This is a genomic window from Rhizobium sp. RM (genome assembly GCF_013390595.1).
Taxonomy (GTDB): Bacteria; Pseudomonadota; Alphaproteobacteria; order Rhizobiales; family Rhizobiaceae; genus Agrobacterium.
This window is the reverse complement of record NZ_JACAWV010000023.1, coordinates 194161-216784: the sequence shown is the minus strand read 5'-3', so window position 1 is coordinate 216784 and position 22624 is coordinate 194161. Positions and strand designations below refer to the sequence as shown.

Sequence of the window (22624 nt, the reverse complement as noted above, 5' to 3'; positions counted from 1 at the left end):
TTCGGTTCGATTTGTGAAAAAGTTTTCATTGGGAGGTTGTGCATGCTGAAGTTGTTTTCGGGCGTCAGCGCCCTTGCTTTTGTTACGCTCGCGAGCTTGTCTGCAGCGCAGGCGGAAACCAGAACGATCACGTTTCTATTCACCGATGACGATCAGGGCTATGTGCAACGGATGGCTGCACTCAGCAAGGAGTTCGAGGCGGCCAATCCGGACGTTAAAGTGAATTTTGTGTCGTCGGGTTATGACGCTGTCTCCAAGCAGTTGCCCGTACAATTGGCCGTCGGCGAAGGACCTGACGTTGCCAAGATCACCGATTGGCAGCTCGCACCTTTCTATCTCGACATGCGGCCCTACATGAAAGACCCGGAAGGTTTTGCAAAGCTGCATGGAACGAGCCTCGACCGTCTTCGCCTGAAAGGCATCAACGATCCGCAGTCGCTCAATGGCTATATCGCCTCGCAGACCTTCAATCTGCCATTCGTCAACAAGACATTGTTCGAGCAGGCCGGCGAGCCGGTACCTGGACCAACGGCCAAATTCAGTGAGATCGTCGAGGCGTCAGCTCGTGTTGCAAAAGCAACCGGCGTACAGATCCCCTTCACCATGGACCGTTCCGGCCACCGGTTTTCCGGCGGTGCCTTTTCCTATGGGGCATCCTACGTGAAGGATGGCAAGTTCAGCTTCCCTGACGATGCGACGAAAAAATATATCGCCGACGTCTATTCCTGGACGCAGAACGGAAGCTTCCCCAAGGAGATGTGGGGCGCTGCCGGCGGTTCCCAGTACAAGAACATGGGCGATGAATTCGTCAACGGAAACGTCGTGACCTATCTTGCCGGCAACTGGATGGTGAACCCCTTCCAGAACAAGATCGGCGATGCATTCGAGTGGGCTGCCCTTAGTGCGCCTTGCGGCGAGGCCGGTTGCTACACCATGTCGGGTGGCACAGCGGTTGTCGGTTTCAAGCGCACCAAATATCCTGAGGACGTGGCACACTTCATCGAGTTCCTCGGCTCCGAAAAGGTACAGCGTGAAATCGCTGAAAACTACGTGGTCCTGACGGGCGCCGAAATCACCGATCCGCAATACAAGCTGAAGAGCGAAGATGCCAAGGCAGCGATGAAGGTCTTCCTCGACAATCAGAAGAACGTACCCCAGGCCGCACGCGAATTCGAACATTCGAAGGGTAGCACTGCCGTCTACCAGCAGATCGTGCAGCGCATGAGCCAGCTTATCGTCGGTGAGCTGACGCTCGACCAGACCTACAAGGTTCTGGAAGACGACGTGGCAAAGATCAACGAAGCCGTTGCCGTCAAAAAATAAACTCTTCGGGGCTTAAGGCGGTGCTACGGTGCCGTCTTAATTCTAGATCACATACGGCGGGACTGTTCGCGGTCTCGCCGGGCAACCCATTTGGGGTGGCTCGCCGGGCGAATGTAAGTGCACAAGCGCTTCCTGTCCTTTTGTCTCAAAACTGCAATCTCGACGAACTAGAGCTCCCGGCTGCAAACCGGAGATTGATTCCGGCTGTCTTAGTAGATTGCGTAACGCTTAAAAAATCATGGGATTCAACATCATGGCCAGACTGAACTCGTATTTTCCGCCCCTGCGGCTAACCTTGCTTGCCACCGTCTCTCTCCTGACCACTGTTGCAGGTGCCGGTGCATTCGATAATAGCGCACCACAAGGCCAGGGCTATTCGATTTTGGTGCCGGAGCCGGCCACCCAGTACCCGTTGCCCTTCGCGGATAACTACCGCAACCAGACCGGCAAAAACGCCGAGGGCAAGGATGTCAGGGCCTATGATGACAAGGATAACCCGGTCATCGACATCCTCTCAGGCTTTAACCGGATCTGGACACTGGGCGATGAAAAATGGGCTGATGGTGGTGCGAATGGCGACGGCCCGACCGACTTCAGTCACGTCAGGATCGTCGATCCCGCAGTCTGGGAAGAGAACATGCGTTACGTTCTCTCTGTAACCGGCAAGAACAGAACACCCGAGAGAGCTTTTGCGGCCTATATGAATGACCGCCGTTCGCAGGGTTACAGCGTGATCGAGGGCATGGGCCCACTTGCTCAATGGTATCGCGAGGGTGCCGGTGCGACGACAACGATCAATCACACGCTTGCGGATTTCAATCCGAACGAGGTTATCGAACGAAAGGAAGACGACAAGGGTACGGAAGCCGGCGCGCCTGATTCCGAACTCAAGAACTTCGTTGCATTCATGAAGGTGATGAGAGGCCCTGAAGGGACCACTTCGCCGGCCAAATATTTCTATTCCTCACCACGTCCCTGGCGCATGAATGACAAGGGTGAGGTCAACGAGACCGGGACCGAGACGATCGGTGACCGCAAGTTCGAGGCTTACGAGAATGATCCAGGCGTGATTGTCCCGGCACTGAAATATGCCCGCGAAAATCGCGGACGCCCGAAAGACGGCGGTTTTCCGAGCGGTCACACCAATGCCGCTTATCTCGCTGCCATCGCCTACGCCTATGCAGTGCCGGAGCGGTTTTCCGAGTTGCTGACGATGGCTTCCGAACTGGGTGAGAGCCGGGTTGTCGCTGGCATGCATTCGCCTCTCGATGTCATCGGTGGCAGGATCTCGGCAACCGCCATGGCTGCCGCAATGCTGCAGGACCCCAAAAATGCAGACGCCAAGAAGGCGGCTTATGACGAGTTGCAGACCTATTTCAAGAAGCGCCTGCCGGAGGGACAATCTTTGCTGGTCTTCGCCCACAGCCAGGACGCAAGCCTTGATCGTTTCGTAGATGAAACGGCCAACAAGGCCGATTACCGCGAACGGATGACATTCTCCTTCAGCCGTAAGGCAGGCGTTGGTAATACGACGATGGTTGTTCCGAAGGGCGCAGAGGTTCTTCTTGAAACGCGGTTGCCCTATCTCGACGTTGCCCAGCGCCGGGCAGTTCTTTTCTCGACGGGTATCGAGGCCGGTTATCCATTGCTCGATGACAGCAATGGCTGGGGTCGCATCAATCTCGTTGCTGCCGCTGCCGGTTACGGTTCGTTTGACGGCGACGTCCACGTCACCATGGATGCTGCTGCCGGTGGCTTCAACGCGGCAGATCGCTGGACAAATGACATTTCGGGGGCAGGGCGCCTCGTCAAATCGGGAAGCGGCGCCCTCACACTGAGCGGCAACAACAGCTATAGCGGCGGAACTGTGCTGAACGAGGGAACGCTGGTCGCAGCATCAGCCAATGCCCTTGGTGCCGGCAGCCTTGTCATCACGAGCGGAACGCTTGCTGTTGATCTCTCTAACGGCCCTGTTGAGATCAAGGGCCACGCGCAAATCGACGGTGGAAGCCTCCACCTTAAGTTTGATGGTGCAGCGCCATCTGCCGGAACCCGGTTCGAGGTTTTGAGAACGGACGGTCTTGCCGGAACCTTTGCATCGATCGACAGTGGTGATGTGAAGCTACGCCCGGTTTACACCGGTTCGACACTGTCTGTCGTTGTCGAATAACCATGAACGTGCAGGGCGCGTCCTCAATAAGACGCGCCCAGCAATCCTATAATCCTCAGCCGTTCTGCCGTCGCATCAGCAGAAAGATGACCGGTGCTGCGAGCACTGAAACGATAGCGGCCAGGCCGAACGATGCCTGATAACCGAAGCGCTCTGCGATTGCTCCCGCACCAAGACCTCCCGCCATGCTGACAATACCGTCCATGCACTGGAAGAGTGTAAAGTCCACACCCGCCTGGCGTGGGTCTGACCAGCCCATGAAGCAGGCATAAAGTGCGACAAAGCCGATGGACATGATGCCGGATGAACTTGCGACCGCAACCGTCATGACGATCCATTGCGAGATGTCGCGGTGGACGCTGAGATAGGCAAAGACGCAAAGAAGGGCCGTTTGCACGAAAATCGCGATTAGCAGGACGCGTGAGGCACCATAAAGCCTCACCAGTGTCCCGCCGAGCAAGGCACCGGCGAAACCGACGACCATACTGCCAACCCCGTTCAGCGCGCCGATGGTTGCAAGGTCAAAGCCATAATCGACCAGAAACGGCCCGAGCATCGAGAGCCCCCATTTCTGCGCAGCGACATAGACGGCGGCGACGATGAGACCGGTGCGGACCTGTGGTCTTTTGAGTGCATTTCTGATCGATGGCAGATGGTCACGGGTCTGTACGCTCGTCTTTGAAGCAGGCCCGAATAGAAATGGCAGTGCGAGCAGAATGACAAGACCACTCATGACAAGAGTGGCGTTCGTCCAGCCGGAGCGTTCCACCAGCACCAGAAAGAGACCGGCGCCAATGGCCGAGCCGAGGTAGGAACCTCCAACCTGGGCGGCATTGCCCCAGCCGTGATGCTCCTCTGCCAATGTCTCGACCGCATAACCGTCACAGGCGATATCGACCGTAGCCGTCACGAGCGCGATCGCCGAAAGGATCGCGATTGCTATGCTTACGGGAGTGGGGCCCGTAAAAGCGAGCACGGCAAGACCGGCAGCGCAGACAGTGATTCCCGAGCCGACGATGACACGGGATCGGTTTTTCCCGACCGGCGGAAGGCGATAACGTTCAATGTGAGGCGACCAGAGGAACTTAAGCGTCCAGGGCAATACAGTCAGGTAGAGAAGGCCAATCTGATCGAGCGGCAGTCCAGCACTTCGCAGAACTGCTGGCAGGCCGAGGAAGGTGAGGCCACCGATGACGCTTTGCCCGATATAAAGTCCCCCAACCGCCACAAAAACGGCGGTTGGGGAGGGCTTGGTTGCGGTTGGGTTCTGCTGCAACATCAGAACCGGTACCGGATGCTGCCGACGATCTTACGTCCTTCATCAAAGTAGCAGAAGCCTGTGGTGCAGACCTGTTTGACGTCATCGAGCAGGTTCGTCGCATTGATTTGCAGGCGCACGCCCTCAAGCGATGGCACAGCCTTGCCGAGATCATAGCGCAGCGACGCGTCGAGGAACGTGCGTGCCTCATTATCGAGGATCGGCGTATGCTGGTTGTCACCGAAGCTCGATCCAACGTAACGCACGCCTGCACCAACGCCGAGACCTTCAAGTGCTCCGGCTTGGAACTCGTAATCCGCCCAGAGCGAGAAGGTGTGGTAAGGCGACGAGTTCAACTGGTTGCCTAGAGTTTCGGGGGTAAGGCGCGTGATCTCGACATCATTGTAGGAATAGGAGGCGATAACGCTCCAGCCGTTATCAAGCGATGCCGTGGCTTCAAGCTCGATACCGCGCGATCTGAGGTCAAGCTGGCGCAAGAGATTGATACCGGACGAGGTCTCATAGATCGTGGCGTTGTCCTGGTCGAGATTGAAGAAAGCTGCACTGAGAAGAGCATTGTATTCCGGAAGGGCATATTTAACGCCGACTTCATATTGTTTGCCCACGGTCGGTTGCGCCTGACCCGTGACGGTTCCCGTGGTGATGATGACACCGGGATTGGCGACGAAGGATGTGCCATAGCTCACATAGGGCATCAGGCCACTGTCGAACACATAACCGAGGCTGGCGCGTCCGGTGGTTTTTGTGTCGTCGCCATCATAGGTTGGGGCGGCTGCCGCGCCCACTGTCTGAGCCTGATAGGCGGTATCCAGCCAGTCATGCCGAATACCCGCCGTCAATCGCCAACGGTCGATTTCGATCTGGTCCTGGGCGTAGATGCCGAACGTGTTCATGCGCTGGTTCAGAACCAGCGAGACATCGGGAACATAGGTAAAGGTGTCAGTGAACGGAGCGGTGCCACTGCCCTGTTTTGAGGTGTAGGTCATGTGGCTGAAGTCGACACCCGTCAAGAGCGTGTGTTTGGCAGGGCCCGTGTCGAACTCGGTCTTCAGGTAATTGTCGGCAGAAACGCCCTCATTGTCCTCGATTGTGATGCCCGGATAATCGGCAAAGACCCATTGCTGGTCTGCCGAAAGCCCAGAGTACCTCGCCTTGCTGTAGAAGGTCACATTGTCGTTCAGTTGATGCTCGAATTCGTAGCCGATACGCCATTGTTTTTGCTCGAAATCATTAAACCGCGCGTCACCGCCATAAACCGGTGTCGCGCCGATCGATGTGCCGCTGGCGCCATAGTTGTTGATGAAACCCCACGTGCCGCCCGAGGTCCCGTCCATGTATTCGCCGAGAAGTGTCAGCTTCGTTCCCGCATCCGGCTGGAAGGTGAACGCTGGCGCAATGAAGAGCCGGTCATCCTTGATGGCACTGATTTCGTTCCTGCCGTCGCGTGCGACACCGGTCAGACGATAAAGCATGGTCTTTTCATCGTTGACGGCGCCTGAAAAATCGAACGCTCCCTGTACACGGCCGAAGGAGCCATATTGGAATTCAACCTCGCGCAAGGTCTCCTCGGTCGGACGCTTCGAAATGATGTCGACGATGCCTCCGGAACTGCTTGCGCCGTAAACGGAAGCGGCTGGACCGCGCAGGATTGAGACGGCTTCTACGCCATAGGGCTCAAGCCGCGCACTGCCGTTCTGGCTGCTGACCTGGCGCAGGCCATCACGAAAAATGCCTGTCGTGCTGAGATCGGTGCCGCGTACCTTGAAGGCATCGAAACGTGGCTCGGCGCCATATTGGCCGATGCGCGCGCCAGGGGTGTAGTTCAGCGCTTCGGAGAGGTTTTGCGGTTTGATATCGTCAAGCTGTTTACGGCTGACAGTGGAGATCGACTGGGCCGTCTCCGCGATCGGTGTATCGGTTTTGGTCGCGGTACGCCCGGATTTTCCGACGTAGCCATTGGTTTCAAGTACCCCCTTGGCGCCTTCAACCCCCGTTCCCTGAACGGTGATCGGCGAGAGAACGGTCGAACCGGGGGCAGCAGACCCCATCTGAAGGGATCGATTGGCAGGATCAAAAATTCGAACCGTATTGCCGTCTGCAAGAGTGTAATTCAAGCCGGTCCCTGCAAGGAGGCTGTTCACCGCGGAAGCGATGCTCAATGTGCCATTGACGCCGGAGGTATTGCGCCCCCGGGTAATGGTCGAGGGATAGACCATGCGCAGGTTCGCCTGTCGGCCAAATGAAAGGATGGCATTTTCGAGGGGCCCAGCGGGAACGGAGACCGTGACCGTCTTCGATGTGGCCGCCGGTTGAGGTGCTGCCGTTTGTGCCCTGGCGGTCGTGATCCCTGCACCACCAAGACCGAATGCGGCCATGCCACCTGCGACCGCCGTCGTCGTCAGCCAGAACCGGCCGCGACCGTGCTTGCCAAATCTCATATCATTCCCTCTCACTCATGATGTCAGGCCGCCGGGCAAAGCCGCAGCGGTTTCTGATGGGATAGAGTGAATAGGGAGCGCGCCTCCTGACGTACTTTCTGAAAAAATTATCGCGAACGGACGATAATCAGCATGCCGGACAGCCGTGATACCGTTACTGGCAGGCTGTCTTCGAGAATGTTTAAAGCCTGATCCGTATTCTTGAGATCGAAGATACCGGAGACACGTTGCTCTGCTGCCCTGTCATCAAGAACGAGAATTCGGCCGCGACGATATTGTGCGAGCACCTCGAGAACCTCGCGCAGGGGCTGACCGGAAAAAACCAGCTTGCCCTCACGCCATGCCATGCTGTTTGCCACATCTTTGCGACTGCGGAGCAGTTTCCCGTCTTTGCCGAGGGTTGCTGCCTCGCCGGGCGTGAGAACAGTGACATCGTCGCCGGTTGCGACTTCAACCCGGCCTTCCTCGACCTGAACTTCCTGCGGTAAAGCTCCACCGGCGGTACGGACCGAATAATGGGTGCCGAGCGCTTTGGCAGTGAGCGATCCATCGTCAACGACGAACTTCCGGGAAGGGTTTTTGGCCACATCGAAATAGGCCTCACCGCGCAGCAGGGTTATCCGGCGTTCCCTGTCCGAGTAGTGAACGGTGATAGCTGTGTCGGTGTTCATGCTGATGTTCGTGCCGTCTTCCAGTTTCAACAGTCTCGTTTCGCCGACTTCGGTATAGTAGTCGGCTTGCCACTGATCGATGAAACCGCTCTGATGCGCATAGAGTGCCGCAAGCCCGATAACGCCGATACACGCCAGACCTGCCAGGATCGCTCGACCCGAGCCGCCGCGTTTTTTGTCCGTGGCTGGCAGAAGCTCTATGTTACCAAGGTCGCTCCAGAGCGCGCGCATCTCCTCAAAAGCGGTCACATGGGCAGGATCCGCTTTCAGCCAGTTCTGGAAGCGCTGACGATCGTCCTCTGTCGCATCGCTGGATTGCATGCGTGCGAGCCAGAGAGCTGCCTCTTCAGCCAAACGGTCATCAATGAGACCCTCCGGGCGCTCGTTCATATCCTGCACTGCCGTTCCTGATGAAGTTATTGATGCCGCATTACATCCTTTTCTACTTCTAGAGTGGAAAAGGATGCCAGCACCTGATGTCCGTTTACATTTTTATTTGTGCACGGACCTGTCGGCAGTGAAGTAATGCCTTGATGATGTGTTTTTCGACCATATTACGGGAAATACCGAGCCTAGCCGCTATCTCGCCATTGGAGTGGCCGTGCAGGCGACTGAGCACGAAGACTTGCTGGCAGCGCTTGGGCAAAGCCTCGATTGAGCGGGCCATCAGGATTAGATGTTGACGACCGGCGACAATCCGCTCCGGATCGGGCTGGTCGCAAGGAACGGCAAGACCTGCCTCTGGAGGCGCAAGTAACGGCCGTTCACGTGACTGGCGCTTCGTCGTTACGTGGGCGACGGATTTGGCGATCTGGAAGAGGTATGCCTGAGGATTTTCGATCAGCGTCGCGTGCGATACTTCGAGCGCCCGCACCAGGGTTTCCTGTAACGCATCGGCAGCATCATCCCGGTTGCCCAGACGCCGGCGGAAAAACCGCATGAGGCGGTTTTCCTCCTTAGCATCAAAAACCTGCAACAGCGTTTTGCTCATCAATCACCCTGATCGGTGCGGTCGCGTTTCACATGGCGAGTACCGACTTGGCCGGCATCCCTTCATATGCGAAATATGACAATTCAAGTCATATTTACAGCGTGTGAGCATTGCATGCCAACCGCGGAAAACACGGTCAGCAAACGGAGCTCACGTTTCCGTGATGAATGTTGCGCGATTGCATCAAACCTTTGCGGGTAAGTTTCAGTGTTTCGTCTTAAGGACGAAGCTGCCGACCGATGCGAGGTCGATGGCGGTCAAAGCGGTGAGAGCGGTCGGGATAGCTCCACAAAGACTGCCGGTAGTGATCACCTGTCCGCGATTGAGCATGCCACCTTTGTTCAGGGGCGCATTGGCAAAGGCGACGAGCGGCGCCAGCGGATCGATATTGGGATGCTTTACCTTTGCGTCAAACAGAGTGGTTGTGCCTTCGGTGATTGTGAGCTGTGAGAAAGGCGCGCTCTCCCGCGCAAAATTGTCGATCACAGTCGCGTCGATTTCAGGCCCGATCACAAATCCCTGGTTGGCGAGACGATCCGCGAGGAAAAGCGGGAAGGGGACCTGGTTTTTCTCGACCAAACGATAGCTAAGGAGTTCCGCACCAAGGTAGACCTTGTCAACATAGCGAAGGATCTCGTCTCTGGTCAGTGGGGTTTCGCCTGATGCGGGAATATCGGCTGCAAGCGTGACACAGATCTCCACCTCAAGCCCTTCGATCCCTCTAGCAGGAAATGTTGCGAGATTGTCGTCTGTGACGCTGTAGCAATCGACCATCGGTGCCCCAATCGCGGTGCCATCCGGTCGGATCGCCAGTTTCCAGCCGCCCACGCTTTTACCGGTGGCGGTCACGAACGCGCGCTGAGCGTCCATGGACTGCTCAAAATTGTCGGGGACAAGCCCTTTGGTCTCGAGCGTCGCGAGGGGGATTTTCGTTCCTTCGCTATCCGCTGCTGCGAAATTCCGAGCAAGCTCATCAATCATTGCCATTCCCGTCATCATCCTCTCTCCTGATTACGGGCGGAAGCTGTCACGATTTGGCTATGTTTGCCAAGGCCCTGAAAGGGCCAGGCCGAAGTATCGAAGATGCGAATTGGAGGCGTGTAGTGGAAAAGCTCTTCACTAAAGAAGCACGCAATCAAATTTCCCATAGAGCATAGCCAAGGTAATCGGGCGGCAATATGCCGCCCGAATTAAAATTACGCGACGTCTGCGTCGAACTGGATGCTGTGAAGGCGCTTGTAGAGGCCATCGGTAGCAAGCAACTCGCGGCGGCTGCCCTCTTCAACAACTTGACCGTTGTCCATCACGACGATCTTGTCAGCGCGATTGATCGTCGAAAGACGGTGAGCAATCACGATCGAGGTCTTGTTCAGTGTCAGGCGCTCAAGAGCGTCACGAACGAGAGCTTCAGACTCGGAGTCCAGCGCGCTCGTCGCTTCATCAAGGATCAGAATGTCGGCATCGCGGAGCATGGCACGGGCAATGGCGACACGCTGACGCTGACCACCCGAAAGACCAGAACCGTTTTCACCGAGCCTTGTGTCATAACCCTGCGGCATCTTCATGATGAAGTCATGCGCGTTGGCCGCCTTCGCTGCTTCGATGATTTCCTCTTCGGTCGCATTGTCCCGGCCGACAGAAATATTGTGTCGAACAGTTCCGGAGAACAGGAACGTTTCCTGGCCAACATACGAGACCTGCTCGCGCAGGCTTGCGAAAGACGCGTCGCGCAAATCCATGCCGTTGATCTCAACGGAACCGCTTTGTGGATCGTAGAGACGCATCATCAAATTAATGATTGTCGACTTACCACTGCCAGACGGTCCGACGAGAGCCGTCATCTTTCCACCTTCGAAGAGGACGCTGACGTCCTTGAGGACAGGCTGTCCAGAAACGTATTCGAAGCTGACGTTCTTGAGAGCGACATCACCGCTTTTCTTAGGAAGAGGCAATGCATCGTTTTTCTCGGTGAGGGTCAATGGCGCATCGAGAACCTCGAACATCATCCGGACGCCAATCATTCCGCCTTCGATCTGAACACGCATGCGCGCGAGACGCTTGGCTGGTTCGTAGGCAAGGAGCAGGGCGGTGATAAATGCCATCAAATCGCCAGGCGAACCGCCTTTTTCGAGAACAGTGTAACCGGAGACGGCAATGACGACCGCAATCGCAAGTCCGGACAGCGTTTCCATGATCGGACTGGTCGCAGCCTCAAGCTTGGCGATACCATTGGCACGCTGCTCCACATCAGACACTGCCTTGTTCATCCGCTGGCTCATTAGCTTTTCAAGCGAAAACGCCTTGATGACACGAACACCGATACTCGTTTCTTGTACAACGTTGACGATCTCGCCGAGAGAGGCGAGTTCGGCCTCCATGATCTTACGAACCCGACGAAGAACAAGACGAACGCTAAAGATCGCAATTGGACCGATTATCATGGAAATCGCGCTCAGAAGGAAATTCTGCGCAAACATCACTATGATCAAGCCGATTAGCGAGAACAGGTCCCGAACGAATGACGTAACAATCGTATCAATGACACTACGTGCCGCCTGTGCATTGTAGGTTACGCGTATGAGCAGTTCGGACGAGGGGAGATTTTGAAAAAATGATACGCCTTGCTTGAGAAGGCGATCGTATATCTTACGCTGTTGCTCGGCTACGATGCTATTCCCAGCTTTGCTAAGGTAGAAGCTCTGTACAAAAGTCGCTAGGCCTTTGACAATGAAGATAGCGGCAACTGCGAAGGCAATTTCAAGAACAACGTCGAATCCCTTCTTCAAATAGACGCTGTTGACAATGTCGCGCATTATCCACGCGCTTAAGGATGTGGTTCCCGCAACAACAAACATTGCCGCTATTGCTGCTGAGTACCAGCCAACGTGTTTCTTGAAATTCTCTTTGAAAAGCCGAGTCAACAGCTTTTTGTCGTTTGGCGACAAAAACGATCCGATCACCGAAACATCCTTAATTTTAGTTTCGACACCCACTTGAGGGAGGCGTGAGGTTGATCTTAAACATACGACCGGCCCTTAAGACTTTTCGTAATCGAGACCTGTTCCCACGTTATGGCTTTGTGGCTGCATTTAGGATGTATCAGCCAATAGCGCCACAAGCTAACTTCGTCGCAGCAATTAATGTCACATTCAACAACTGTCAATATTGACTGCTTTGTAGCCCTCAAAGATCCGATCTGGAGTTTCCCATTTATAAGGATGTGGCCATATTCCATTGTGGGGTGTATCGCAACTGCTGTCACGGAAAGTGGGCTAGTAGGCTTTTCAACGGTTCGATTTGTAATTTTAGTAGATAACTTTGCTATGGGTTTCGCCGGTGGCGTGTGCGAGCTTTATGGCTCTGGGCAGATTCTCCGACGATGCTTAGGCTAAACGACGGAGGCAACAATCAGCGAGGTGAGGTTACGACGCAGTTTGCTCTGCATGAACCTTTGACGGGATGCCAAACGCAAGTGTCTCTGGGCGGGAAACAAGGAGCTCATCGAGTGATCCTAAGGCGCCATCAACCCAGGGTAGTGATTCGGCAAATCTAACCTTTTGACGGCCTTGATTTCCGGGGTTAGTGCAATCTGCAACCTACAAGTTGAAGTATTCAACACTAACGATCCAAGGCCGGTGACTTCGCGGAAAACATCGATACCCTAAATTTCTAAAAACATATATTTCACAATCGCTTGCTACTCTTTGTGTGGGCTGGCGTGAGTTATTTTAGCGGGTGCGTTTATAAATGCTGTGGCTTCTCTCGATTCATGGTTGATTGAGATGGTGTATCCTTTGTATTCCCGTATTAGCTGGTAGATGCTTAGGGTTGCCATTTTGGCCTGAATACTGCATTGACCACCGTAGTGGATAAATAATCGAGGTGTGATCTCAATGAAGGCTGTGATTTTGGCTGGCGGGCTTGGAACCAGAATATCGGAGGAGACGCATCTGCGACCTAAGCCGATGGTTGAGATCGGAGGTAAGCCAATCCTCTGGCACATCATGAAAATTTATGCGTCGCACGGCGTGAATGACTTCATCATTTGCTGTGGGTACAAGGGCTACGTTATAAAAGAATACTTCGCGAATTACTTCCTTCATATGTCGGATGTCACGTTTGATATGACGTCGAATTCGATGGAAGTCCACGACCGCAAAGCAGAGCCGTGGAAGGTGACGCTGATCGACACCGGTGATGAGACTATGACCGGCGGTCGGTTGAAGCGTGTAGCTCCATATCTAAAAGACGAAGAGGCGTTCTGTTTTACCTATGGTGATGGAGTTTCGGATGTAGACATCACGGAAAGCATCGCGTTTCACAAAAAGCATGGCAAGTTGGCAACAGTTACAGCCGTGACACCACCAGGCCGTTATGGTGCACTTCAAATTGAAGATGGTTCTGTCAGAAGCTTTTTGGAAAAACCAAAAGGTGAGGTGGGCCTTATTAATGGCGGCTTTTTTGTTCTGTCTCCGAAGGCAATTGATTACATCGAAGGTGATTCTACCTCGTGGGAAGTCGATCCTCTGATGACAATCGCCAAAGACGGGGAATTAATGGCATTTGAACACCAGGGGTTTTGGCAACCTATGGATACTCTCCGAGAGAAAAATATGTTGGAGAAACTCTGGGTAGACAACAAGGCTCCTTGGAAGAAGTGGTGATGTGATGAAAATTCTGATTACTGGAAATATGGGTTACGTAGGTCCCGTTCTTTCTCGATTCCTGAAAAAGAACATTCCGGCCGTACAATTGGTTGGATTTGACGCAGGATATTTCGGTCAGTCGCTCACGGGAGCTGAAGACTTGCCGGAATCAGTCCTTGATCGCCAATATTTTGGTGATGTCCGCGAGTTTCCACGGGAGATCTTGAACGGCGTGGATGCGGTTGTCCATCTTGCCGCCGTTTCGAACGATCCTATGGGAAATCAGTTCGAAAAGGTGACCGAGGATATCAATCAGACGGCTAGTGTTCGAATTGCGGAACTTGCAGCTGATGCTGGCGTAAAGAACTTTGTTTTTGCTTCTAGTTGCAGCATGTATGGTTTTGCTGAAGGTGGGGCGCGAAAAGAGACCGATCCTACTAACCCGCTGACTGCCTATGCCCGCTCAAAGATTGGGACAGAAGAGCGCTTGAAACAGAGCGACCTGAAGGGGATGACCACCACGAGCCTTCGTTTCGCAACGGCTTGTGGTGCATCCGATAGAATACGGCTTGACCTAGTTCTAAACGACTTTGTGGCAGGAGCGCTTACTTCAGGTGAAATAACTGTCTTGAGCGATGGTTCTCCGTGGCGACCACTAATTGACGTTGAGGATATGGCGCGGGCAATATCTTGGGCCGTGGCGCGTGAAGCGGAAAATGGCGGTCAATTTCTTGCCGTTAACGCTGGACGAGACGAGAACAATTACCAAGTTCGTGATCTCGCTGAGGCTGTAGCCCGACAGGTGCCCGGGACGACGGTCAGTATTAATCTGAATGCGCCGCCTGATAAGCGTTCATACCAAGTCGATTTCAATCTCTTTAAGTCGTTGGCGCCTGATTTCATTCCTCAAGTTTCATTGGATCAGTCGATTGAACGGCTTATTGTGAATCTAACCAGGATGGGGTTCCGAGATCAGGATTTCCGAAACTCTCCCTTCATTCGCCTGAAGACGCTCGAACGACATATCGATAGTGGCCGGATGGGCAAAGATCTCCGTTGGCTCAGGTCTTAATCGGTTAAGGTGCGAAATGATTTTTCATAAGACTCCGCTTGATGGTGCTCGTTTGATTGAGCTTGAAAAACGCGGCGACGACCGTGGCTTTTTCGCTCGTTTTTTTTGTGAGAAAGAGTTCGCAGCTGAAGGGCTCGAGACTCGGTTTGTACAAATCAACAACTCACTAAGCTCTAAAAAGGGCACGCTACGAGGGTTACACTATCAGCTTCCGCCCTCAGGTGAGGTGAAGATTGTTCGCGCAATCCGCGGCGCTCTATTTGATGTGATCGTCGACTTGCGCGCAGGGTCTCCGTCATTTGGCAAATGGTTTGGTGCCGAACTGTCCGCAGAGAATAGAATGATGATGTATGTACCAAGAGGTTTTGGTCATGCATTTATTACCCTCACTGACGACACGGAGGCCCTGTATCTTGTCAGCGATTTCTATGCTCCCGATTGCGAACGAGGCGTCCGATATAACGATCCCGCGATAGGTATAGAATGGCCAATTGAACCGATCGAAATATCGGAGAAAGACAAATCTTGGCCAGATCTTAACGCCGAGTTTCATGGTATGGAACTCATGCGAGGGCTCAAATGAAGGTTTTGCTTACAGGGGCCAGTTCCTTCACTGGATATTGGTTCGCCGAGATGCTTGTATCCTCAGGATTTAAGGTGGTAGCTCCACTGCGAGGCAGTCTGTCTTCGTACAATGAAGGAGTTCGCGCCGAGCGTGTGCGACGCTTGCTGAATGTGGCTGAAGTCATAGAATCCGCACCTTTCGGGTCGGAGAATTTTCAGCGCATTGCTGCGGGTGGGTTCGACATCCTTTGCCACCATGCAGCGCAGGTTGCGAATTATCGTAGTCCAGAATTCGATGTCGTCGCTGCCGTCGGCGAAAACACCCATAATCTGCGGGGCGTTTTAACTACGCTGCGACGTAATGGGCTCAAAAGCGTGGTTTTGACCGGTAGCGTGTTCGAGCAAAATGAGGGTGCTGGAAATCAGCCCTTGCTTGCTTTTTCTCCCTATGGCCTTTCAAAGGGGCTCACGTCTGAACTTGTGAAGTACCATTGTCGTGAGTTCGATTTAGCGTTTGGGAAATTCGTTATCCCAAATCCTTTTGGTCCGCTCGAGGAACCTCGGTTTGCTGCGTACTTAATGAGGACTTGGAAACAGGGAGAGGTTGCCCGTGTCAATACGCCAGACTATGTGCGAGACAATATTCATGTAAGGCTTCTGGCATCTGCTTATGCAAAGTTTGTATCTCAAGTCGCGGTCATAACCAATGCGGAACTGAGCCTGAACCCCAGTGGATATGTCGAAACCCAAGGAGCATTCGCCCAAAGATTTGCCAATTCGATGCGCGACAGGCTGCAACTCGACTGTGCGCTTGAGTTGGGCGTGCAAAACGACTTTAGTGAGCCGTTAATGCGAGTGAATACTCAATCAGCTGCACATTACGTTGGCGCTTGGGATGAAAACAGTGCTTGGAGGGAACTCGCGGATTCATATCGGTGATCACATGACGCTGTTAGTGCCTAAGAGAATTACGACACGTAAAGTCACGCCGTTTGTGCGACGTGAGCGGGGTTTGGCAAAACGCCTTGAACGCTATATCCGCCATAAGATTCGGTCTCAGCCGACATCGCGGGATAACGAAGAGAATGCTGCGGGCTGGGAATCCCGAGTTACGAACTTTTTTATTCGTAAACCGTTGCAAATTGGCAAGGCTGTAGCAATCTATGCACATTTCAACCCTGCGGCTACGGTTTCGCGCATGGTTGTAGAGCAATTACGAGCTTTGAACGATCAAGGCTTCGAAGTTATCTTTGTGACTATGTCACCTGTCTCTCAGGAATCTGTGCGAAATATCGAGGGCTTTGTCAGCATTGGGTTCGAACGGCGGTCGTTCGGTCGGGATTTGGGTGCTTGGAAAGATGCGTGGACGCAATGTCAAACGGAGCTGTTGGCGGCTCCCGAGATCCTTTTGACGAATGATAGTATCCTTGGACCAGTCAGACCATTCCCTCCAATTTTGGCGGCGCTACGTACTGTCGATCACGGTGTGCTGGGCCTAACTGATAGTCCTGATCACGTTCCACATCTTCAATCGTACTTTCTTCTCTTCCGCGGGCGAAATGCAATTTTGTCCTTGGATGCTTTTTTTGAACAATTACGTTGTTCGTTCAGCAAGAAAGTTATGATTGAGCGCGGTGAACTAGCCTTGTCGACTTTTCTAGTTGGAAAGCGAGTTCCGCTCTACACACTTTTTAGCTACGATGAACTCGAAGCAGATTATCTCAATAACCGCGACCGTCTTCGCGAGTTGTTGGCGTCCTCACCTCACTTACTCAAAGACCTATCCCAGAATGAAGAGAAACTTTTGTTTGCGGATGATGTAACGGGTGGAGGCGCTGGGTTTAGCTGGATTAGGATGAGGATGAAAGCCAGGTTCTGGGGGACTGCGTTTAATCCAACTCATTATTTTTGGCGGCATCTCGTTCTGGGACACGGCTTTCCATTCATTAAAACCGAGCTTGTCACATCAAATCCGTCTTACGTGTTCGACGCGGCTGATTGGCGCGACGTCATATGCGATGGATCACCAGTGTCTATCCAAGATATTGAAGATCATATAAATTTGGTCGTGAGTGGATCATAGCTTGCGGAGGAAGCAACGTCGTCCTCAAAGTTCGTTTAATCTTCCCCAAATGGGTTTTGCAAACGCATTGGTTTTCCTAGGCGTCCGATGTTCAGCATGCGGTATTTAGGAAGAGTTGGGCGATCCATTTGGTATTCAGGGCAGTTTGCGAGGCTATAGGTCTATGGATGAAGTAGAGTGCATTGTGGTTGGGGCCGGTGCAGTCGGCATCTCGATTGCGCGGTCTCTATCACTCTCTGGAAAAGAGGTCCTCGTTCTCGAGGCAGAACCGAGTTTTGGGTTCGGGACTTCTTCGCGTAATAGCGAAGTGATCCATGCCGGAATTTATTATCCGAGAGATAGCCTGATGGCGCGTTTTTGCGTCTCTGGGCGGGATTTGATGTACGAGTTTTGTTCAGAACATCATGTAGAGCATAGAAGGTGTGGGAAGCTAATTGTCGCAACAAGCGAAGACGAGGCTACGAGGCTACCCGGCATAGCAAAGCACGCCCACTCGAATGGGGTCTCTGATCTTGTCACGTTGTCGGAGAAACAGGCTCTTCAAATGGAGCCCAACCTTAATGTTGTGGCTGCATTGTATTCTCCATCGACGGGTATCGTTGATAGCCATGCCTTCATGTTAGCCATGGTTGGACAAGCGGAGGCGAACGGCGCACTTTTTTCGTACAGAAGTCCGTTTGTGTCAGCCGAACTTGGGGAACGGACAATCGTTTCGGTAGGTGGCGCTGAACCGATGAATCTCGCTTGCCGCTGGCTCATAAACGCTGCTGGCCTCGTCGCACCTAACGTTGCTGGTTTAATGCGAGGATTTCCGACAAGCTCTGTCCCAAAGGCGTATTTTGCAAAAGGAAACTATTTCAACCTTGCTTCAGGGAAAGCACCGTTTTCTCGATTGATTTATCCTGTGCCCGTTGCCGGGGGATTGGGTGTGCATCTGACGCTAGACCTAATGGGCCAAGCGCGTTTTGGTCCGGATGTCGAGTGGATTGAGGAGATTGCGTACGAAGTGAATCCTGGTCGCAGTCGAGTGTTTTATGAAGCGATAAGACGTTATTGGCCAGAACTGCCAGACGATAGCCTACAGCCTGCGTATTCTGGTATCCGACCGAAGATTGTTCCACCAGAGGTAGCGAAGCAAGATTTTCAGATCCTAGGGCCGAGAGAGCACGGGATACCTGGAGTGGTACAGTTATTTGGTATTGAATCTCCGGGCTTGACTTCGTCTCTCGCAATCGGGGACTATGTCAACGATCTTCTTTTGTTCTCATGAACTAATAGTCTAGCCCGAAGTTGTAGCGAAAAACGATCAAAAAATTCGCATGCATTGGATTGCACAGAAAAGGTTTGATTTAAATCCCGTCCACCGAATGGTCGGCCAGCTCTGCGGGCCAGGTTGCGGCTTTAATACCCGATAACCGAGTTAAACGCGATCAGCGGCAATTTCGCATGAGTGAGATTGAGGAAGATAACTTTGTTGATTGGTTCATCGAACTTTTGAACATAAAGCATCTGAGTATTTATGCGGAAGTGCCGCGCATTCGCGTTGTGGTCGACGATATGTCCTAAAATCGAGACGACATAAAAGGGAGATTCATTCCCTTTTATGTGTCTCCGCATTTTAATAACATGTGAGAAAGTTAAATTTGGAGGCTCCCAATGGGATCACTCTGATCCGAGTAAAGCGCTATACGGCTCTTTTGTTCTTAAAAAGTGAAGTCAAAAGACCATCCTTTCTAAATTTTTTATCAGGATTTTTCACCTTTTCGTTCTGTGAAGGCAGCATTTCTCGAGATTGCTCTACAGCTGTTTCCCAAGCAGATTTCGCTTCCGAAAACAATGCAAACGCTTCTTCATCACCCTCGATATCACGCATGAGTTTACGGAAAATTGCCATCGCCCATTCGGGTTCTCCCGACTGTAGTTTTGCAATACCCGACTGAAGCGTCGCGCGTAGCACCAACGATCGCGGTCTAGCGCAAGTTTCGAGATACCTTTCATCGGGTTCCGAGCCGTTACGAATTCGCTCCATCAATTGGTAAGCGCGTTCTTTATCTCCGTCGACCAATCGTGCAAATGCTTCTTCAAAGACAGAAACCCAATACAGAGTTCCAGCCTCCTGCGAAAAGATAACGTTGTGCCGCTGCGCGTGTGCGCAGAGATCAGCTGCACAAGAGAACTGGTCCGAAGCCGTGAAGCTCCCTAATTCTCTTCCATGTCGTGTCAACATTGCTGCATAAAAAACGAAACAAGGGAGAAAGAATGGAGCCGCTTTTGTGTAGTCCTGCATCGTGTCGCATGCGCGAATCTTGGCTAGTGTTTCTGCAGGCGAAAGTGGGTCAAACTGATATTTAGTAGCTATTGATGACGCGATTTCTTTGCCGATCGGCAAAGCTTCATCAAAGCGCCCTTCGTTCACAAGCTCTTTAAAAAGCCGGTAACGTATACCTGCGCCTAGCGCATCAAGTGGATCTGTTGTGACGGCTTTCGATTGAAGGTATTTAAGATAGTTCGCTCGGATTTCAGCGTCGTCATTCTCAAATGAAATTGGTTCGTTTGAGGCGTACGCAATCAATCTTTCTTCGTGAACATCAACGACATAATGAGAAAATCCTACATCTTGGAGCAATTTCTCCAACGCAAGTTTACTAAAAAGAAGTTGATGTAGCCCTGGCGACAACGCTGCAATCAATGTGCTTAGGGGGCCATGACGCGTGATGAAATCAGCGTTAGGGGTCGTCAATATTGCCACACCGTTTTGGTCTAGGTATGTTTTTATGCCTTCCAGAAACGCTTTGGGATCTGGAACATGTTCTATAACTTCAGAGGATATAATTCGATCGAATTTTTGCCCAACAAGTTCTGTTTGGTCCGACAAATATTCTGGGATTATTTTAACGTTTAGTTCGCGAGCACCCCGGGCGCCGTATTCTGAAGGCTCTAAGCCTACAGCTACGCCATTTGCAACAAACTGCCAATAATCTAGAGGAAAACCATAGCCGCAACCCACGTCAAGTAGCCGGCCTTTTGTTATAATTCCCGCCCGCTCTATGGGCCGAACCATGAAATCGATACCTGCTCCGATTTCAAGATAGTGATCCCAAACGTACTTGTTTCTGTCCGAATCTATAAAACCCTCATCGGAAGTGAGGAAGTCTGCGAACTGGCCTTCGGCATTTAATGACGAGCACACCGGGCAGCGGTAAAACAAAACGTCACCGCGCTGTTCAATCACGTGTGTCGTACTGACTATCAAAGGCATCTCTGTAGTCGTGCCACAGGCCAAACACTGCTTCGCTTCGTTCCTATTTCCGTCGTACCACTTTAACTCGACCATAGCCTGCCCCCGCACGCATTAAAGTTTCCTGCTCAGGCGAGCGCGCAATATATCGCCTATTTTTCGGCGTAGAGCCCCCATCATGCGGTGTCAACCCGCGAAACGGTTAATCGACTAAATTTGGTATCGTCCGAAAAAAGCCGAGGTGTCATCAACTGTCATTTGTTGGAAACGCTTCGTTTTCCTATAAATATCGAACTTTTTTAGGTGGGCCGTTCAACTCTTCCCCTCATGGACGAAATGACGTTTCATCTATTGGCAGAGTTAGAAACTTCGATGATGCCAGGAATGATACTGGCATCGAAGCCGTTCTGGTCTAGGAATCTAATAACGTCTACGATTGTCCCAGACGCGATCGCATCCTTGATTATCTGGGTTTTAACAAAAGGGAAGCCGTTATCAATGAGTTCCTTCCAACAATAAATCGAGGGATTGCTAGGCCCGATATTCGTTGTGTTTGGAGCAGGGAACAATGGCCCGCATGTGAGGCCAGCCGTTGAAAATTTGCTCGTCATCCCGATCTCATAAAGATTGATGATCCTGTTTTTGTCTTTCCACGATAGTACGGAATCCCAGAATTTCTTAACTTCTGGGGTTTCTAACGCTCTCCGATTGAGGTGAATGAAATAGCTTTGTAGATGGAGATTGCTGATTGTGCTGTCAGTCAGACCCGTTACATCGTAGGGCGTCTGCTCAAGTTTCCCAAACAGTTCATCAAATGAATTTGTCCCTGGAATCATGCTATCATTCGCAAAAAGTAAAGTTTGCGCACGCCATATCTCGGGGTGTTTTCTCAACGCGGCTGCCCAGATGCCAAAATCATGGCCGTCATTCTGCCTCGCGGAAAACGCATCACAATAGGATGGGCCTGGATCCGCGACGACTAAGGGCGAAGTGAGGCTTACGCCCAGAGCATAGACCAACAGACCTTGCTCTTTCAATGCGCGCATGTATACCAGCGCGTGTGGAGCAAAACCGCCGTCACCTCCTAGTAAGCCTACAAAAAGACACACGTTTTGATTAAGTGGGTCTGGGAGCGCCCGATGTATTTCCCACTGGGCGTCAGTAACCGGACCGCCAAGTACGATGGAATTTTTAGACGCGGGAGTGACTGAAACGCCATAACCCGCGTTGCGAACGAGGATAGGTATTAGTCGGAGTAGCGCCTTCGGATCGTATCGTCCGTTCTCAAGATCTCTACGCTCAACGTTCATCGCAGTAAGCCAAGCCAGTGACGACTTACGTATCAAGCAGGCCGCGGGAAACGCGGGGCTGGATTCGAGTTCCATGAGATTGACGTTGAACATCTGAGCAAGACGGCGGTTTCGTTTGTTGTTGGGGTGCTTTGATTGCTTGTGTTCAGTGACGTCAAAGCAAAGCATACCTAGTGCGGGATTCGCTTTCATGACATCCCGCGCGTGACCATCGCCACTCGTCGTTTCACCAAAGTATTGGACTAAATAATGCCATGCTGCATCGCGATTTTGATGTGAAAATCTGTTTTTATCGACGAAAAAAGCGAGATCCTCACCGTTCTCGTCGTTAACCCAGTCGATTATGTCTCCCAAAATGTCGGAGGACATGTTGCTTTTTTCCGAGCCTTCCTTGGGATAAGCAGAGTTCGTATTTTCCAACTGAAATCGATGAAAAATGCTTTTCTCGGCTCTGGAGTGCGCCTCAGGCATAAAGCATCCCAAAGTTATTTCGCGCAATTCGACGCCATTAAAAGTGTGAATGCTTGGCCAATAGGTCCCTCTTTTTCTGCGAGAATCGTCAAAAATCTCACGCAGCTTTATTGATATTGGCCGACGCTGTCGGCGACGCTTGACAATGGTCGCCTCTATTGTGATTGGGGCAGAAAAGGTAAGTTTGTTCTCACCAGCAATAGAACGGAGAATGAAATGAGACACCTTACGTTGAAGCTTTAGAACGTAGGTTTCTCGTAACCCACCAGCTTCTATCTCGACTGTACAAAGGGTCGGTGTTGCCGTTACGACGCTGATATAATATTTGTTTATTGTCTTTACAGACACGGAAGAGCTAAACATCGTTT

16 protein-coding genes are annotated in these 22624 nt (G+C 52.3%); 8 read left to right on the top strand and 8 right to left on the bottom strand.

What is annotated here, in order from left to right; all coding sequences use genetic code 11:
- Positions 1-42: 42 nt before the first annotated feature.
- Together HWX89_RS23660 and HWX89_RS23655 are read left to right on the top strand one after the other, a co-directional pair.
- A complete protein-coding gene (locus tag HWX89_RS23660; RefSeq protein ID WP_138792758.1) occupies positions 43-1323 on the top strand; it encodes an ABC transporter substrate-binding protein in 1281 nt (426 codons plus the stop codon).
- A 253-nt stretch (positions 1324-1576) separates the two neighbouring features.
- Entirely contained in the window at positions 1577-3493 is a 1917-nt protein-coding gene (locus HWX89_RS23655; protein ID WP_138792757.1) for an acid phosphatase, read from the top strand.
- Positions 3494-3548: 55 nt separating this feature from the next.
- Here HWX89_RS23655 and HWX89_RS23650 read toward each other — a convergent pair whose 3' ends face one another.
- The 6 genes from HWX89_RS23650 to HWX89_RS23625 all read right to left on the bottom strand — a co-directional run bounded on the left by HWX89_RS23650 (position 3549) and on the right by HWX89_RS23625 (position 11832).
- The gene (locus HWX89_RS23650; protein ID WP_138792756.1) at positions 3549-4772 is read right to left on the bottom strand and encodes an MFS transporter; all 1224 of its coding nucleotides are present in this window, start codon (positions 4770-4772) and stop codon (positions 3549-3551) included.
- Positions 4772-7210, bottom strand: a complete 2439-nt coding sequence (locus HWX89_RS23645; RefSeq protein WP_138792755.1) for a TonB-dependent siderophore receptor — start codon at positions 7208-7210, stop codon at positions 4772-4774. The genes HWX89_RS23650 and HWX89_RS23645 overlap by 1 nt, the downstream gene beginning before the upstream one ends.
- Positions 7211-7317: 107 nt before the next feature.
- Complete coding sequence (locus HWX89_RS23640; RefSeq protein ID WP_138792926.1) at positions 7318-8271, bottom strand: FecR family protein; 954 nt, start codon at positions 8269-8271, stop codon at positions 7318-7320.
- Between the two features lie 94 nt (positions 8272-8365).
- Positions 8366-8872, bottom strand: a complete 507-nt coding sequence (locus HWX89_RS23635; protein ID WP_138792754.1) for an RNA polymerase sigma factor — start codon at positions 8870-8872, stop codon at positions 8366-8368.
- 204 nt (positions 8873-9076) lie between these two features.
- Positions 9077-9859: a 2-keto-4-pentenoate hydratase gene (locus HWX89_RS23630; protein ID WP_138792925.1), complete on the bottom strand. Its 783-nt coding sequence runs from the start codon at positions 9857-9859 to the stop codon at positions 9077-9079.
- 209 nt (positions 9860-10068) lie between these two features.
- Positions 10069-11832, bottom strand: a complete 1764-nt coding sequence (locus HWX89_RS23625) for an ABC transporter ATP-binding protein (RefSeq protein WP_138792753.1) — start codon at positions 11830-11832, stop codon at positions 10069-10071.
- A gap of 933 nt (positions 11833-12765) precedes the next feature.
- Here HWX89_RS23625 and rfbF point away from each other — a divergent pair.
- The 6 genes from rfbF to HWX89_RS23595 all read left to right on the top strand — a co-directional run bounded on the left by rfbF (position 12766) and on the right by HWX89_RS23595 (position 18507).
- Complete coding sequence (gene rfbF / locus HWX89_RS23620) at positions 12766-13536, top strand: glucose-1-phosphate cytidylyltransferase (RefSeq protein ID WP_138792752.1); 771 nt, start codon at positions 12766-12768, stop codon at positions 13534-13536.
- Between the two features lie 4 nt (positions 13537-13540).
- Positions 13541-14590 (top strand): NAD-dependent epimerase/dehydratase family protein, encoded by a 1050-nt coding sequence (locus HWX89_RS23615; RefSeq protein ID WP_138792751.1) that lies wholly within the window; start codon positions 13541-13543, stop codon positions 14588-14590.
- A 16-nt stretch (positions 14591-14606) separates the two neighbouring features.
- A complete protein-coding gene (gene rfbC, locus HWX89_RS23610; RefSeq protein WP_138792750.1) occupies positions 14607-15173 on the top strand; it encodes a dTDP-4-dehydrorhamnose 3,5-epimerase in 567 nt (188 codons plus the stop codon).
- Entirely contained in the window at positions 15170-16093 is a 924-nt protein-coding gene (locus HWX89_RS23605; protein WP_138792749.1) for an NAD-dependent epimerase/dehydratase family protein, read from the top strand. The genes rfbC and HWX89_RS23605 overlap by 4 nt, the downstream gene beginning before the upstream one ends.
- Complete coding sequence (locus HWX89_RS23600) at positions 16050-17237, top strand: rhamnan synthesis F family protein (protein WP_138792748.1); 1188 nt, start codon at positions 16050-16052, stop codon at positions 17235-17237. The genes HWX89_RS23605 and HWX89_RS23600 overlap by 44 nt, the downstream gene beginning before the upstream one ends.
- 163 nt (positions 17238-17400) lie before the next feature.
- Positions 17401-18507 (top strand): NAD(P)/FAD-dependent oxidoreductase, encoded by a 1107-nt coding sequence (locus HWX89_RS23595; protein WP_138792747.1) that lies wholly within the window; start codon positions 17401-17403, stop codon positions 18505-18507.
- A gap of 414 nt (positions 18508-18921) precedes the next feature.
- On the opposite strand, the gene HWX89_RS23590 is transcribed toward HWX89_RS23595, so the two are convergent.
- Positions 18922-20571: a class I SAM-dependent methyltransferase gene (locus tag HWX89_RS23590; RefSeq protein ID WP_138792746.1), complete on the bottom strand. Its 1650-nt coding sequence runs from the start codon at positions 20569-20571 to the stop codon at positions 18922-18924.
- Positions 20572-20819: 248 nt separating this feature from the next.
- Entirely contained in the window at positions 20820-22619 is a 1800-nt protein-coding gene (locus HWX89_RS23585; protein WP_138792745.1) for a rhamnan synthesis F family protein, read from the bottom strand.
- Positions 22620-22624 lie beyond the last annotated feature (5 nt).